This is a genomic window from Streptomyces sp. NPDC031121, assembly GCF_055570615.1.
This window is the reverse complement of sequence record NZ_JBVIGV010000005.1, coordinates 391,935-406,190: the sequence shown is the minus strand read 5'-3', so window position 1 is coordinate 406,190 and position 14,256 is coordinate 391,935. Positions and strand designations below refer to the sequence as shown.

The 14,256-nt window shown below is 75.6% G+C and carries 18 protein-coding genes; 14 read left to right on the top strand and 4 right to left on the bottom strand.

Annotated elements, in window-relative coordinates:
* Positions 1-61 precede the first annotated feature (61 nt).
* From ACZ462_RS12025 to ACZ462_RS12010, 4 genes are read left to right on the top strand one after another with little or no spacing between them, the layout of a single operon-like run.
* A complete protein-coding gene (locus ACZ462_RS12025) occupies positions 62-703 on the top strand; it encodes a GNAT family N-acetyltransferase (protein ID WP_467809530.1) in 642 nt (213 codons plus the stop codon).
* The gene (locus ACZ462_RS12020; RefSeq protein ID WP_467809528.1) at positions 700-1,593 is read left to right on the top strand and encodes a PaaX family transcriptional regulator C-terminal domain-containing protein; all 894 of its coding nucleotides are present in this window, start codon (positions 700-702) and stop codon (positions 1,591-1,593) included. The genes ACZ462_RS12025 and ACZ462_RS12020 overlap by 4 nt, the downstream gene beginning before the upstream one ends.
* Positions 1,594-1,635: 42 nt before the next feature.
* Positions 1,636-1,983 carry a GntR family transcriptional regulator gene (locus tag ACZ462_RS12015; RefSeq protein ID WP_467994389.1) on the top strand — a complete coding sequence of 116 codons (348 nt, stop codon included), beginning with the start codon at positions 1,636-1,638 and terminating at the stop codon, positions 1,981-1,983.
* On the top strand, positions 1,980-2,954 hold the full coding sequence (locus ACZ462_RS12010; RefSeq protein WP_467809087.1) for a DUF1648 domain-containing protein: 975 nt from the start codon (positions 1,980-1,982) through the stop codon (positions 2,952-2,954). Before ACZ462_RS12015 ends, ACZ462_RS12010 begins: the two co-directional genes overlap by 4 nt.
* A 72-nt stretch (positions 2,955-3,026) precedes the next feature.
* Here the strand turns inward: ACZ462_RS12010 and ACZ462_RS12005 are convergent, their stop codons facing one another.
* On the bottom strand, positions 3,027-3,386 hold the full coding sequence (locus ACZ462_RS12005) for a hypothetical protein (protein ID WP_467809086.1): 360 nt from the start codon (positions 3,384-3,386) through the stop codon (positions 3,027-3,029).
* A 428-nt stretch (positions 3,387-3,814) separates the two neighbouring features.
* On the opposite strand from ACZ462_RS12005, the gene ACZ462_RS12000 reads away from it, so the two are divergent.
* From ACZ462_RS12000 to ACZ462_RS11975, 6 genes are all read left to right on the top strand, one after another.
* Positions 3,815-4,006, top strand: a complete 192-nt coding sequence (locus ACZ462_RS12000) for a DUF1059 domain-containing protein (RefSeq protein ID WP_467809085.1) — start codon at positions 3,815-3,817, stop codon at positions 4,004-4,006.
* 450 nt (positions 4,007-4,456) lie between these two features.
* The gene (gene pucL, locus ACZ462_RS11995; RefSeq protein ID WP_467809084.1) at positions 4,457-5,374 is read left to right on the top strand and encodes a factor-independent urate hydroxylase; all 918 of its coding nucleotides are present in this window, start codon (positions 4,457-4,459) and stop codon (positions 5,372-5,374) included.
* Positions 5,375-5,495: 121 nt separating this feature from the next.
* Positions 5,496-5,747: a hypothetical protein gene (locus tag ACZ462_RS11990; RefSeq protein WP_467809083.1), complete on the top strand. Its 252-nt coding sequence runs from the start codon at positions 5,496-5,498 to the stop codon at positions 5,745-5,747.
* A gap of 244 nt (positions 5,748-5,991) precedes the next feature.
* Positions 5,992-6,630 (top strand): class F sortase, encoded by a 639-nt coding sequence (locus ACZ462_RS11985; protein ID WP_467809082.1) that lies wholly within the window; start codon positions 5,992-5,994, stop codon positions 6,628-6,630.
* A 113-nt stretch (positions 6,631-6,743) separates the two neighbouring features.
* Positions 6,744-7,115, top strand: coding sequence for a hypothetical protein (locus tag ACZ462_RS11980; protein ID WP_467809081.1), 372 nt, complete (start codon positions 6,744-6,746; stop codon positions 7,113-7,115).
* Between the two features lie 56 nt (positions 7,116-7,171).
* Entirely contained in the window at positions 7,172-7,372 is a 201-nt protein-coding gene (locus tag ACZ462_RS11975; RefSeq protein WP_467809080.1) for a hypothetical protein, read from the top strand.
* A 66-nt stretch (positions 7,373-7,438) separates the two neighbouring features.
* Here ACZ462_RS11975 and ACZ462_RS11970 read toward each other — a convergent pair whose 3' ends face one another.
* The 3 genes from ACZ462_RS11970 to ACZ462_RS11960 all read right to left on the bottom strand — a co-directional run bounded on the left by ACZ462_RS11970 (position 7,439) and on the right by ACZ462_RS11960 (position 8,981).
* Positions 7,439-7,840, bottom strand: coding sequence for a hypothetical protein (locus ACZ462_RS11970; RefSeq protein ID WP_467809079.1), 402 nt, complete (start codon positions 7,838-7,840; stop codon positions 7,439-7,441).
* Positions 7,841-7,900: 60 nt separating this feature from the next.
* Positions 7,901-8,299: a RidA family protein gene (locus ACZ462_RS11965; protein WP_467809078.1), complete on the bottom strand. Its 399-nt coding sequence runs from the start codon at positions 8,297-8,299 to the stop codon at positions 7,901-7,903.
* Between the two features lie 157 nt (positions 8,300-8,456).
* Positions 8,457-8,981: an RrF2 family transcriptional regulator gene (locus tag ACZ462_RS11960; protein WP_467809089.1), complete on the bottom strand. Its 525-nt coding sequence runs from the start codon at positions 8,979-8,981 to the stop codon at positions 8,457-8,459.
* A gap of 127 nt (positions 8,982-9,108) precedes the next feature.
* Between ACZ462_RS11960 and ACZ462_RS11955 the strand changes: the two genes are divergently transcribed.
* From ACZ462_RS11955 to ACZ462_RS11940, 4 genes are all read left to right on the top strand, one after another.
* Positions 9,109-9,936 carry a hypothetical protein gene (locus ACZ462_RS11955; protein ID WP_467809077.1) on the top strand — a complete coding sequence of 276 codons (828 nt, stop codon included), beginning with the start codon at positions 9,109-9,111 and terminating at the stop codon, positions 9,934-9,936.
* A 136-nt stretch (positions 9,937-10,072) separates the two neighbouring features.
* Entirely contained in the window at positions 10,073-12,094 is a 2,022-nt protein-coding gene (locus tag ACZ462_RS11950) for an FUSC family protein (protein ID WP_467809076.1), read from the top strand.
* Positions 12,095-12,133: 39 nt separating this feature from the next.
* Entirely contained in the window at positions 12,134-12,868 is a 735-nt protein-coding gene (locus tag ACZ462_RS11945) for a hypothetical protein (RefSeq protein WP_467809075.1), read from the top strand.
* Between the two features lie 19 nt (positions 12,869-12,887).
* Entirely contained in the window at positions 12,888-14,144 is a 1,257-nt protein-coding gene (locus ACZ462_RS11940; RefSeq protein ID WP_467809074.1) for a sensor histidine kinase, read from the top strand.
* Positions 14,145-14,256 lie beyond the last annotated feature (112 nt).

Here is a 14,256-nt window from a genome sequence, read left to right as displayed (position 1 = left end):
AACGACCGTACTGCATTCGTACGTAGACTGGGGCGGCAGAAGCCGAGAGCGAGGGGGAGCCATGGACGCGGCGATCACCATCAGGCGGGGAGTGCCCCGCGGGGCCGAGGAGCGGGTGGCCGGGCTGTACTGGGAGGCCTTCGGCCGCAAGCTGGGGGCGGCCCTGGGGCCGGCCGAGCGCGGCCGGGCCTTCCTCGCCCGCCACCTCCACCACGACCGCGCGGTCACCGCCCTCGCCCCCGGCGGGCAGGTCGTCGGCGTGGCCGGCTACCAGGCCGGGGGCCGCGGCCTGACCGGCGGCGGCGTACGCGACGTGCTCTCCGGCTACGGGCTGCTGCGCGGCCTGCCGCGGCTGGCGCTGCTGGCGCTGCTGGAACGCACCCCGCGCCCCGGGGAGCTCGTCATGGACGGCATTGCCGTCGACCCCGCCTGCCGCGGCACGGGCATCGGGAGTCTGCTGCTGGCGGAGATCGCCTCCGTCGCCGCCGACCACGGCTGCTCGCGGATCCGCCTGGACGTCATCGACGCCAACCCGCGGGCCCGCGCCCTGTACGAGCGGCACGGCTTCACCGCCGTGCACACCGAGCGGACCCCGTACCTCCGCGGCCTGATGGGCTTCGGCGCCGTGACTACGATGCATCGCGCCGTCCCGGCCCGCCCGGCCGGCGGCGCATCCCGCGACCCCTTGGAGCAGCAGCGATGACGAGCAGGCCCGCAGGCGCCCCCGCGGCGGAGCCCGCCCCGCCGGGGGTCGGCACCCGCACGCTGGTGTTCGCCCTCGTCCGCGAGGACGGCAGCGTCGACGCCGGGGAGCTGTACGCGGTCGCGGAGTCCCTCGGCATGACGGACCAGCAGGTCCGGCTCTGCCTCAAACGGCTGATCGCCGAGGGGCGGTTCACCCAGGAGGGGCGCGGGCGGAAGGCCGTCCTGCGCGCCGCGCCCGACGCGACGGGGGCCGTCGCGCCGGACGCGGAGTACGTCCGCCACGCCTACCGGCAGGACCGGGGGCTCGCCCCCTGGGACGGGACGTGGCACCTGTTCGCCTTCGCCATCCCGGAGGCCTCCCGGCAGGCCCGCGACTCCCTGCGCGACACCCTCCTCCACCTCGGCGCGGCGCCGCTCCAGGGCGGGCTGTACGTCAGTGCCAACGCCATCGGAGGCATCGTCGAAGCGCACGCGCGCGGCCTGGGCGTCCTGCCCTCCCTGACCCGCCTCACCAGCCGCGACCTGCGGGTCGGCGACGAGGACGCCCCCGCCCGGCTGGCCGCCCTGCTCTGGCCCCTCGGGGAGATCGCGGACCGCCACGAGGCACTCGCCGCCCTCGCCGCGGACCGCCTGGCCCGGCTGTCCGGCGCCGGCCGGCCGACGCAGACCGAGCGCCTGGCCTACGCGATCGAGCTGGCCGCCTCCTTCACCGCCGCCATGGAGCCCGACCCGCTGCTGCCCCCCGAACTGCTGCCGCAGCCCTGGCCCGGCACCCGCGCCCGCGCGCTGGCGGCGCAGTGCTGGGAGGCCCTGGCCGCGGGGGCCGGCGAGGGGCCTGGGCAGCTGCGCCTGTTCCGCCTCTACGACGGCGTCCTCCCCACCCCCTGACCCTGAACGGATGAACGGAATGGTGCTAGTGTCATTGGCACCATGCTGCTGAAACTGGATGCCGCTGACGGCCGCCCCCTGCACGAGCAGGTGGCGGGAGCGATCCGGCGCGCCATCGCCGAGGGCGAGTGCGCGCCGGGAGACCGGCTGCCGCCGGCCCGGGACCTGTCCCGGGCGCTGGGCGTGAACGCGAACACCGTGCTCCGCGGACTGCGGGCCCTGCGCGACGAGGGGGTGCTGGAGTTCCGGCGCGGCCGCGGCGTCACCGTCGCCGCGGCCGCGGACCAGCGGTCGCAGTTGCTCGACCGGGCGCGTCGGCTGGTGGCCGACGCGGCGCACCTCGGCTACAGCAGGAGCGATCTCATCGAGATGATCAGGGGGCTGTCGTGACGGACGGGAAGAAGAGGAACGGCGCCCGCTGGGCGGCGGCGACATGGGCGGTCGGCGTCCTGGCCTTCCTGGCCGCGCTGCCCTTCGCGGCGAGCGGCCGGCTGCCGGACCGGCTCGCCACGCACTGGAACGGGGGCACGCCCGACGGCTCGATGCCGCTCTGGGCCGCGGCGGCGGCACCCGCGCTGGCCTGGGCCGTCCTGGCCGGCTGCCTCGCCTTCGCCGGCCGCCGCGGGCCGGGCCCCGCTGGGGCGTGGGTCGGCGTGTCGCTGCTGTCCGGCGGAGTCGGCCTGGCGGGGGCGCAGGCGGTGATCGTACGGGCCAACCTGGACCTGGCCGACTGGCGCGACGCGGGCCCGGTCGGCGCGGGCGTCGCCCTCACGGCCGCGGCCGCCGGGGCCGCGGGCCTCCTCGGCCTGCTGGCCGGCCGGCGCGCCGCTCCGGCCGTGCCGGTCCCGCCCGCCGGGGGCGCCGCCATGGACATCCCGCCCGGGGAGCGCCGGGTGTGGCTTTCCCGTACGTCGAACCCCTGGCTCCACCTCGCCGCCGCCCTCACGGGGCTGGTGGCCGCGGGCGCCGCGGCCACGGCCGCGGGCGGGCTGATCGGCCTGCCGTGGGCGCTGATCGCACCGTTCGCGGTCGCCTCGCTGGCGTCGCTCGGCTGCGCCTCGGTACAGGCCCGGGTGACGGACGCCGGGCTGGAGGTGTCGTTCGGCCCCTTCGGCCGGCCGGTGCGCCGCTGGGCCGCGCAGGACGTCGTCTCGGCGCGCGCGGAGACCCGTACTCCCGGACAGGTCGGCGGCTGGGGCTACCGGATCAGCGGACTGGGCACCACCGTCATGCTCCGGTCCGGGGAGTGCCTCGTCATCCGACCGCGGAAGGGCCCCGAGTTCGCGGTGAGCGTCGACGACGCCGAGCGGGGCGCGGCGCTGCTCAACGCCCTCGGCTCCCGACCGCAGTCGGCTGCGTGACCAGTCCCGGGGCATGCCGCGGGGACCGGCCGGTCGTCCGCACCGGCCGGTCCCTGCGGCGCCCTGGCCGCGTCAGTGGTCGGAGAAGCTGAAGTCCCCCACCGTCCATGCGCTCACGTCCGCGATGGCCACGCGGTACATGCCGCCCGTCTCGGGGATGCCGACCGTGCCCTGGATGATCCGGGCGACGTGGAAGTGCAGGTGCGTCGGCGGTGTGTCCTTGCGGCCCGGTCCGTCGAAGACACCGGCGAACTCGCCCAGTCTGTCGGAATCGGCCAGGACCTCCGTCACCCGCGCCCGCCACACCGCTTCGGGGGCCAGCCGGCCCGTGATGACAGCCCCTCCGGTGATGACGGTCAGGGACATCTGATTGCTCTGCCCCGACTCGACCTTGGCGGCGAGGTCCACGAGCAGTTCGTCAGGCTTCGACATGAGGCTCGATTCTATTCGGCCCGCCGCGCAACGGGAGAGCCGAACCCGAAGCGAATGACCGGTTCCGGCCCTTCGCCACGGCCCCGCCGGCTCCGCCGGCCCGCGGGCGGCCCGCGGGCCGCCCGGGGAAGCGCCGCCCCGGCTCACGTGTTGCGGGGCGGCGGGGGCGGTCGGCAGCGCGCTGACCTGCGCCGGAATGCGTCGGGGGCCGCGGCGGCCCGGCCGGGATGCGGGCCGCCGCCCTGGGTGCCTTCGGTGCGCCGGCGGGGACGGCCTTGCCGTCGATCCGGAGGGCCGGACCGCAGGCGTGCGGTGTGGGGGTGCGAGGAGGATCGTGGGGAGTGGAAGAGCCGAACGCACCTGCCTCCGCCCTCCCGCCCGGCATCCGGGCGGCGACGCCGGCAGCCCCACCCACCGGGAGGCGCCCCATGCGCAAGGTAGCCGACTGCCGGGACTACCCGAGCGAGATGAACTGCACCCTCACCATCACAGGCGAGGAGGAGGAAGTGGTCCGGGCGGCCGCGGAGCACGCCGCGTCCGTGCACGGCGAGGCGGACACCCCGGAGTTCCGCGAAACCCTCCGGAAGATGCTGAAGGACGAGGTGCCGCAGCACGCCTGAGCGGCGGCCGCGCGGACGGGCCCCGGGCTTGCCGCCCGGGGCCCGCCCGCGCCGCACAGGCAGTGATTCCGTCATACGGAATCAGACCCTGCACCGTCGCCCTGCAGGACGTGGCCGCCGGGCTGGACGCCCTCGACACGGCCCTCGCCGTCGCCGACGCACACACTGCGGGCTGAGGCCGCGCGGCCCTTGGGGCCTGTAGCTGTGGGGTCGGCCAAAGGCCGACGGCGCGGATTCGGATGATCCGTACGGGGGAGAACGCGGCCCCGGCGTGTTGCAATCCGTTCACCGGCCGTGCAGCAGGGCCGACACCTTACGGACCGGGATGCACGTCAGTCCCGGGGCGGTCCCGCGGGACCGGACGGCGGGGAGCGGGAGACCGCTGGACGCCGGGCGTACGGGATCCAGACCACCGGACTCCGTGTTCCCGAGGACCCGAAGGAAGACACCATGAGCAAGCACGTCCTGGCGCAGAACCAGTACGGCAAGGCCGAGAACCGCATCGTCAAGGTCACCCGCAAGGGCAGCGACGGCTCCTGGCACGAGATCCGCGACCTCAACGTCTCCGTCGCCCTCCGCGGCGAGTTCCGCGACGTCCACCTGACCGGCGACAACGCCAACTGCCTGCCGACCGACACCACCAAGAACACGGTGTACGCCTTCGGCAAGGAGCACGGCATCGAGTCCCCTGAGGCCTTCGGCATCCTGCTCGCCAAGCACTTCGTCTCCTCCCAGGCGCCCATCCGGGAGGCGCAGATCAGGATCGAGGAGTTCGCCTGGGAGCGGATCCCCGTCCCGACCCGCAAGGAGCAGCACTCCTTCGTCCGCAAGGGGCAGGAGGTGCGGACCGCTCAGATCACCTACAGCGAGACCACCGGCCTCCAGGTCGTCTCCGGGCTGAAGGAGCTGACCGTGATGAACTCGACGGACTCCGAGTTCCACGGCTACATCAAGGACGCGTACACGACGCTCCAGGAGGCGTACGACCGGATCCTCGCGACCAAGGTCACCGCCCGCTGGGCGCACTCGGCACTCGCCGCCGACGACGCCGGGCACGACTGGGACCGCTCGTACCGGAAGGTGCGCAAGCACCTGCTGGAGGCCTTCGCCGAGACGTACTCGTACTCGCTGCAGCAGACGCTGCACCAGATGGCCGAGCGGGTCCTCGACCACTGCCCGCGGGTCAACGAGGTGCGGCTGAACCTGCCCAACAAGCACCACTTCCTGGTGGACCTGGAGCCGTTCGGCCTCAAGAACGACAACGAGGTCTACTTCGCGGCGGACCGCATGTACGGCCTGATCGAGGGCACCGTCCACCGCGACGGCGTCCAGCCGGTGATCGCCACCAGCGACTGGATCACCGCCTGACGCGCCCCGGCGACTTTCGGCCGCGGCTGCCGGTTTTCTTGCCGAACGGTCCCTTGTCCCCGCCGCCGCCTGCAAGGAGGCTGTGCAGCTGACGAGTCGACGACCGAGGGAGCCGGTGGTCATGCACAGGCAGACGGCGATCCGCCGATGGCGCGGCTGGACGGGCACGGGCCCGCTCTGGCTGAATTCCGTCGTCCTGCTGCTGGCCCCGTTCACCGCGGTGACGCTGCTCGCCCAGATCGGTGTCGTCGCGGCCCTCGCCGCGCTCGGCGGCCTGGCCCGGCAGCTGTGGTACGGGGACTACGGACACGGAGCGGTGCACCTCGCCGCCGCCCTGATGGGGGCGGCGGCGGTCGCGTTCGTCGTGGTGTGACCCGCCGGGCCGGGGCGTCGACGGCGCCGCGGCCCCTCGCCCGTTCGGGGGGACGTGCGCCGAGGGGTGTGCAGGCCGGTGCACCGGGTCCGAGCTGGGCCGACGCGGGCGCGACGGCTGCGGTACGGGTGTGACGCAGGGTCCACCGGTGGCGTTGTCGGCTGTGGCGGTGGACGGCAGGGGTTCCACTGCTCTCTGTGGGACCGGCTGCCGGAGCCGGTGCATCGGACCGGAAGGACATTCCATGGCCCGCGCCAAGTGGGTGGTCGGCGTGCTGACGGTGGCTCTGCTCGGCACGGGCATAGGGCTGTTGCGCAGCACCGAGGGGGCTCGGCCGGCACGCACCTCGGCCGACGCGCTGCCCTCGCGGGCGCTGGGCCTGTCCGGGCACCGCCGGCTCGTGGAGCAGCTGGAGCACGCCGGACAGCGGGCCTCGGGCAAGGGGTCGCGGCCGTCGCGGGCCTCGGCCATCACCCCGCTGCGGCCTTCGCCGCCGCTGCGGCTGCTCGTTCCCGGGCTGGGCGCCGACCTGCCCTTCCGCGCCGTCGAGGCGGGGCCGCCGGGACCGGACGGGTCGTCAAGGGCCCTGCCGGTCGCACCGGCTGAGGCGGAGGAGGCGTACTGGGAGCCCGGGACGCCGGCGCCCGGTGCGTCCGGCGTGTCCGTGGTCTCCGCCCCGGGCCTGCGCCTGGCCGAGCTGCGCCGGGGCCTGACCGTCGAGGTCGTACGCGAGGACGGCCGTACGGCCGTGTTCACCGTCGACGCCGTCTCGCCCGCCGGGGTGGCCCGCCGCGGGCAGCGCCCCGGCAGGGCCCAACTGAGGCTGACGAGCGGCGAGACCACCGCCCTGGCGCGGCTGACGGGCCACCGCCGCGCGGGCTGAGAGGGCGCCGCCACGCCGGCTGTCCGCCGAGAGGGGGTGTCTTCGTCCGCCGGTCGGGGGCTTTCCCCGGGCTGGGCGGCTGGTTGTCCGGCGTGTCGGGGCACATCCCCGGCATGACCGGAACACGGCAGGCGCGGACGGCGGTGACGAGGACCCTTGCAGCGGCCTGTCTCGCCCTGATGTGCCTGCTGGCCGCGTCCCCCGCCGCCGCCTCGGCGGTCTGCGGGGAGGACGCCGCCCGCTACGCCTCCGGTGTGCCGGGCGCGCCGGTCGCACCCGCGGAACGCGAGGGCGACCCCTCGGCCGAGCCCGAGGTCCGGGCCGTACGGCAGCCGGTGCGCGGAGCGGCCGGGGTACGGCAGTTGGCGCAGCCGCCGATGTTTCACGTGGAACATTCAGGTCGGCGGGAGTTCACCGGTCGGTGCGAGACGGCCGGGCCGGTGTCGTCCGGGCGGGCGGTGCGGAGCGTGGTCCTGCGCTGCTGAGCGGGCCGAGCAGCAGCGCACCGACCCACCACCCCCAGCACCGTGAGGTTTCCGCCATGCCCATCGACCCCTTCGCCGCCCTGAACGCCCTGATCCGCGCCGAGGCCTCCCGCTTCTCTCCCCCCTCGGGGACGGCACCCGCGGCCCGGCGGGCGGCATCCGACGAAACCGACGCCGCGCCCGCGGCGCCGTCCGTCCCCGAGGCGGCGGTGCCGCGCGAGACCGCGGCTGCCTCTCGGGCGGCGACCCGCGACTGACGCACCCGCGCGCCGGCTCCCGCACCCCGTCGCAGGGTGCGGGAGCCGGCGCGTGTCCGGAGCCGTTCAGCCCTCGCGCTGGTAGTACCGGTAGTACGCCACCACACCGACGCCGACGCCGGTGATGAGGCCGACCCAGGCGGAGCGCAGGAAGGAGTCGCCGGTCAGGCTGTACAGGTAGCCCATCGCGATGCCGCCGAACGCGGCGTACGCCGCGGCGCGGGGCTCCTTGGCCATGCGGGGACCGACCCGGGCGAGGGTGAACATGATCGCCGCGAAGAGGGCGCCGCACAGGACGCCGTAGAAGACGTTCGCCACGGTGACCGGACCCATCTGCCGGTTCATGAAGGCCGCGTAGATGCCGTAGACCAGGCCGAGGAGGAGGGGTCCGGCCAGCATGCCCGGACTCAGGTGCAGGGGCGCCGACCGCCGGTGGTGCCGCCGGGTGGCGGGTGCCGCGTGTGCCATGACAGGGCTCCTCTCTTCCCCCATCCAGGGCACACCCGGCCCCTGCGCCCGGCAAGTGGATCAACCGGCGCGGACCGCCACGGCGTCGACCTCGAAGAGCATCCCGGGCAGGGCCAGCGAGGCGACCCCGATCAGGGTCTGGGCGGGCAGGCCGGTCCCCCACGTGTCGTGCAGGTGCTTCAGGAGGACCTCCAGCTTCTGCCGGTCGTGGTCGACGACGTAGGTCCCGATGCGGACGACGTCGGCGGGGCCCAGGCCGACGGCCGCCAGGGCGGTCCGCAGGTTGGCGAAGGCCCGGGCGACCTGCTCCTCGAAGTCGTCGGAGACGACGTGCCCCGTCCCGTCGGAGCCGTACTGGCCGGCGATGAAGACCTGCTCGCCCGGGGCGGAGACGACGTGGCTGTAGCCGAAGCCGGTCGGGTCGTGGAGTTCCGCGGGGTTGGTGATGCTGCGCGTCATTGCCGGGCTCCGGATTCTGTCGGATCGGTTGCTGTCGGATCGGTTGCTGGCGGATCGGTTGCTGGCGGATCGGTTGCTGGCGGGTCGGTGGCTGGCGGGTCGGTGGCTGGGTCGGTGGCTGGGTCGGTGGCTGGCGGGTCGGACGTTCTCGGATCGGTCAGGTCGTCGGCGCCGGGTCGGCCGCCGGCAGGCGGGGCGGGGCGGCGAACCACGCCCGCAGCCGCTCGGGGGCCTCCGGGGCCTGCCGCTCGGCCTCCCGGCGGATGTCGTCGAGGCTCTGTCCGGCCAGGGCGTGCCGCCAGGCCAGTTCGGCGCGGGCCATGCCGCGGGCGATCGCGCACTCGGGGCCGCCGGCGCCCGGACCCCCGGCGGCCGGACCGCCGCCGCCCGGTCCCCGGCGGCGGATCTCGGTGCAGCGGAAGGCCTCCTCGGGCCCCTCGACCGCCGCGACCACGTCCATGAGGGTGATCTCGGCGAGCGGCCGGGCCAGCCGGAAGCCGCCCCGCGCCCCCGGGGTGGAGACGAGGAGGCCCGCCCGTGCGAGCGCCTGGAGCTGCTTGTTCAGGTACGCGGGCGGAAGATCGTGCCACGCGGCCAGGCGCGCCGCCGGGACCGCCCGCTCGGGTCCGAGCCAGGCCAGGTTGATGCAGCTGTGCAGCGCCCACTCGACGCCCTCGCCCATCCTCATAACCTGGACATTAGATGTCCGGGATAGGGAGGGCAAGGGCGTTTCCCCGGAACGGACGTACCTCCACCCGACCGCAGCAGCCCCGGTCGCGGCCCCGCCCCCCGGTGCGTTCCCTGGTGACGTGCGCACCTTCATCTCGGCGGTCCTCATCGCGCTCGTGACCCTCCTCGTGCCCGTGAGCGCCGTGGGGTACTGGGCGGACCGCGAGCTGGGCGACGTCGACCGCTACACCGCCGCGATGTCGCCGCTGGCCTCGGATCCGGCGGTGCAGGGCGTCGTGGTCACCCAGACGGCGCGCGCCCTGTCCGGGCAGATCGACGCGGGGCCCTTCCAGGGCGGGATCGAGGCACTGCTGCGCGAGGCCATCGGCTCCTTCTCGGGCACCCCCGCCTACCGGACGGCCTGGGACGCGGCCAACCGGGCCACGCACGCGGCGTTCCTGGAGGCCCTGACCACCGGCAGGGGCAACGCCGTCACCATCGACCTCGCGCCGGTCGTCGCCCGGATCCGGCAGGAACTCGTCACGGACGGCGTGCCGCTGGCGGAGCTCATCCCGGAGACCAGGGTCTCGGTGAAGGTCATGGAGTACGACAACCTGGGCGCGCTCCGGGAGGGCTTCCGCATGCTGCAGACGGTCGGCGTCTGGCTCCCCGCCCTGACCGTCGTCCTGGCCGCGGCGGCCATCGCGGTCGCCGTCCGGCGCCGCCAGGCGGTGGCCGCGACCGGCCTGGGCCTCGCGGTCGGGGCCGGCCTGCTGTGGATCGCGGTCGCCGTCGGCCGGCGCCTCACCCTCGACGACGTGCCGCCGGACATCGACCGGGCGGCCGCCGGCGCGGTCTACGACGCGCTGACCGCGTTCCTGCGCACCACCGCCTGGGTGGTCCTGGCGGTCGGGCTCGCGGCCGCGCTGGGCGCGTGGCTCTCGGGCCGGGTGCGCCGCACGCCGTGAACCCGGCACCCCATAAGCTCGGAAGGTACCAACTGCGCAGAACGCCCCAGACGATGCACAAGCGTGCGGGGCACGGCACCACGGCAGATCCGAGACCGGCAGACGACTCGCGAGCGGCGGGGGCACCGAAGCGGACATGAGCACCGAGCACAGGGAGCGCAGCGCACGCGCACACCGCATACCGTCGGGGCGCCGGACCCGGCCGCATCCGCTGGCGCCCCCGGCGTGGCTGCTGTCGGGCCTGCGCCCGGAGGCCGCTCCGATCCCCTGGGCCGCCGTGGCCCGCGCCGCCGTCGCCCTGTCCGCGCCGCTGGCCGCCGGCTTCGCCCTCGACGAGCCCGAGTACGGGGCGCTGGTGTCGATGGGCGCCCTGAGCGGCGTCATCGGCGACACCGCGGACGCCTATCGGATGCGGGTCCTCAACATCGCGGTGCCGCAGTTCTTCGGCGCGGTCGGCGTCACCCTGGGCACGCTGGTCTTCGGGCACGGCTGGGTCGCCGTCGGGGCCCTCACCCTGATCGCCCTCGTCTCCGGAATGATCTCCTCGATCGGCACGGTGGCGTCCGTGTCCGGGCTGCTGCTCCTGCTCAACGCCGTCGTAGGAGCCGGCCTGCCGCTGCCCCAGCCGTGGTGGGCGGCGCCGCTCCTGCTCGCCGCCGGCGGCCTGTTCGTCCTCGCCCTCACCCTGCTGGGCTGGCCGCTGCGCGGGCGGCAGCCGGAGCGGGCCGCCGTCGCCGCCACCTACCGGGCCCTCGCCGATGCCCTGGAAGCAGCCGGCGGGCCCGACTACGACGAGCGCCGCCGCCGGCTCACCCACACCCTCAACCAGGCGTACGACCTGGTCCTGGGCCGCCGGGCGCGCGTCCACGGGCGCAGCCGCGCCCTGGTGCGGATGCTCGCCCAGCTGAACGTCGTCATCCCGCTGGTCGAGGCGGCGCCCGCCGCCCACCTGCGCGGCCGCCCCCTGCCGCCCGCCTACCCGGCCGCCGTACGGGAACTGGCGCGTGCCGTGGAGGAGGGCCGCGCCGGCACCCCCGTCCTGGACCTGCCAGCGCCGGCCACCCGCGCCGAACGGGCCCTGGACGCGGCGCTGCGGCACGCGGCGCCGGTCGTCCACCTCGCCGAGCCGCTGCCGCACAACATCGACGACCGGCTGGGCCGGCCCGCCGCCCTGACGGTCCGGGCCCGGCGCGCGGTACGCGACATGGCGCTGTCCCCGGCGTCCTGGCGGTACGGGCTGCGCCTCGCCCTGTGCATCGGGCTCGCCCAGTCGCTGGTCTCGCTGGTACCCGTCGAGCGCTCGTACTGGGTGGCGCTGACCGTCACGTTCGTCCTGAAACCGGATTTCGGCTCGGTGTTCTCCCGGGCCGTGCTGCGCGCCGTGGGCACCGCGGGCGGGCTCGTCGTCGCCGCCGCGGTGCTCGCCGAGGTTCCCCGCGGCTGGTGGGACGTGCCCGTGATGGCGGTGCTCGCCGCGCTCATCCCGGCGTTCTCGGCGAAGGGGTACGCCTTCCAGACCGCGGCGATCACCCCGGTGATCCTGCTCCTGTCGGACCTGCTGAACCACCAGGGCTTCGACCTGATCCGGCCGCGCCTTGTCGACAGCCTGATCGGCTGCGCCATCGCCCTGGTCGCCGGCTACCTGCTGTGGCCGGAGAGCTGGCGCAGCCGGATCGGGGACCGGCTCGCCGACGCGGTCGACGACGCGGCCCGGTACGTGGAGCGCGCCTTCGGGCCGCGCCCGGCCACGGAGGCGGGGCTGCGGGCCGCGCGGACCTCCCGCCTCCAGGCCCGGCGGCGGATCTACCGCGACCTGTCGGGCGTGCGCAGCGAGTTCCAGCGGGCGCTGACGGAGCCGCCGCCGGCCGGGACGCGGGCGGCGGCCTGGTGGCCGCTGGTCGTCGCCGTGGAGCGCGTCGTGGACGCCACCACGGCCGCCCGGGTCCGCGTCAACCACGGGGCGCCGCCGCCCGGACAGGACGAGGTGGAGGCGCTCTGCGGCGACCTGCGCTCCCTGGCCGCGGGCGTGCGGACCGCGCGGACCCCGGACCGGCTGGAGCCGCCCCCGGAGCGCTCCTGGGACGAGGCTTCCGTCCTGGCCCCGGTGCGGCACGAGGTGGCGGCCGCGCACGGCATCGCCTCCCCCGAACGGGCCTGATACCGGGCCGCCGCGGCCGCGGCGGGGGAGCATCGGCACATGAGGCCCCTCCCCCGGCGCCGCGGCCGGCGCCGCCGCGCCGCGGCCGTCCTGGTGCTCGCCGCCGCGCCGGCGGCCGTGGCGGGCTGCGCAGACGTGGAGGGGCTGCGGGACGACGGCGACCTGGGCACCGTCCACGCCCCGCAGACCCTGTGGAAGGACATCCACCCGGACCCGCCCGACCCTGACCAGCAGCCCGGCGCCGCGGCCGTCGTCCCCGGCCTGCCCAAGGCCGAAGGCCTCGACATCCGGTCCGTGGACGCGCTGGACATCGTGCGCGCCGACATCAGGGCCGCCGCCGGGCAGGACGGCGGCACCGGCCGCCTCGTCGACCCGCGGGCCGTGCAGCGGCTCGCACTCTGTACACAGGCTGTGGACGGCGGACCGTTCTGCCCGGTACGGCCGCCCGTGCTGCACGACGTGACCGGCGACGGCCGCGACGAACTGATCACCGCCCTGGACGTGGACGGCCGGGTCAGCGAGCTGCGCGTCTACACCGTCCGCGACGACGGCTCGATCACACGGATCCTGTCCCGACGCGGCGTCCTGGAGGGCGTCGAGGTGGCGGCCGAGCACCTGGCGGTCCGCGAGCCCACGTCGAACCCCGAGAAGGTGTCCGTCTCCGACTACGTGTGGGACCCGGAGGCGGGGATCATGAACCTGTCCGAGCTGACCCTCGACGAGTGCCCCACGCTGAAGACCGGCTCCGTCCCGTGCGCGGCGGTCCGGGGCTGAGGGCCGGGCCGGCATGCGGATGGCGAGCAGTCTGCGCTGGAGGATCGCCCTGACCACCACCGCGGTGTGCTGCGCGGTCGCCGCCGTGCTCGGCATCCTCGTGCACGACGCGGTCGCCCGGCAGGTCGTCGGCGAGGTGCGCAAGGAGGCCGAGCTGGCCCTGGACCACGCGCTGGTCCTGTACCAGTACGGCACCTCGCACGGCGACGTGAACGCGGCGCTCGACCCGCCCGGGCTGCCGCCGCCGCTGCGCAGGCTCGTGGCGCGCGGCAGGACCGGCAGCATGGTCGGCTCGCACGCGGGGAAGCCCGTCATGTGGGCCGCCGGACCGGCCGACGGCAAGGCCCTCGCGGTGTGGGTCCCGTACGGCGGCACGCGGTCCCGGCTGCGCGACCTGGACACCGCGATCCTCGCCGCCTCCGCGGTGGCCGCCGGGGTGGTGGCCCTGGCGGGCCTGTTCCTCGCCGACCGGATCAGCCGGCGGCTGACGGCCACCGCGGCCGTCGCCCGCCGGATCAGCGCCGGCGACCTGGACGCGCGGGTCGACTTCCCGACGGCCCGGGAGGACGGGGCGGAGCAGCGGCCCCGCCACCGCGACGAGGTGCGGGATGTCGCCCAGGCGCTCAACTCGATGGCGCAGTCGCTGCAGGACCGGCTGGAGGCCGAGCGGCGGTTCACCGCGGACGTCGCCCACGACCTGCGCACCCCGCTGACCGGGTCGATCGCCGCGGCCTCCCTGCTGCCCGAGGGCCGCCCCAAAGAGATGATCAACAATCGGCTGAACGCGCTGCACCGGCTCACCGAGGACCTGCTGGAGGTCTCCCGCCTGGACGCGGGCGTCGAACACGCCGACCTGGCCCGCATCGAGCTGGGCCGCGCGGTGCGCCGGGCCGTGGCCGCGAGCCGGCTGGACGCGCCGGTCCGCGTCGTGCGGGACGCGGAGGTGGTCACCGACCGGCGGCGCCTGGACCGGATCCTGGCGAACCTGCTCGCCAACGCCGACAAGCACGGCGCACCGCCGATCGAGGTGAGCGTGGAGGGCCCGGTCGTGACCGTGCGGGACCACGGACCCGGCTACCCGGACCGGCTCATCGAGCACGGGCCGCAGCGCTTCCGCACGGGCGACCCGGGCCGCGGCCGCGGGCACGGGCTGGGACTGACCATCGCCGCCGGGCAGGCGGCCGTCCTGGGGATCGGCCTCGACTTCTCGAACGCGCCCGACGGGGGCGCGGTGGCCACGCTCCGGCTGCCCGTGGGACGGCTGCCCGACGAGTGACGGACGGCGGGGGGGGGGGGGGGGGGGGGGGGGGGGGGGGAGGGAGAGGGGGGGGGGGGGGGGCGCACCGAACCGGAGAAGGAGGAGGAACCAGTGCCGCTCTCCCTTCTTC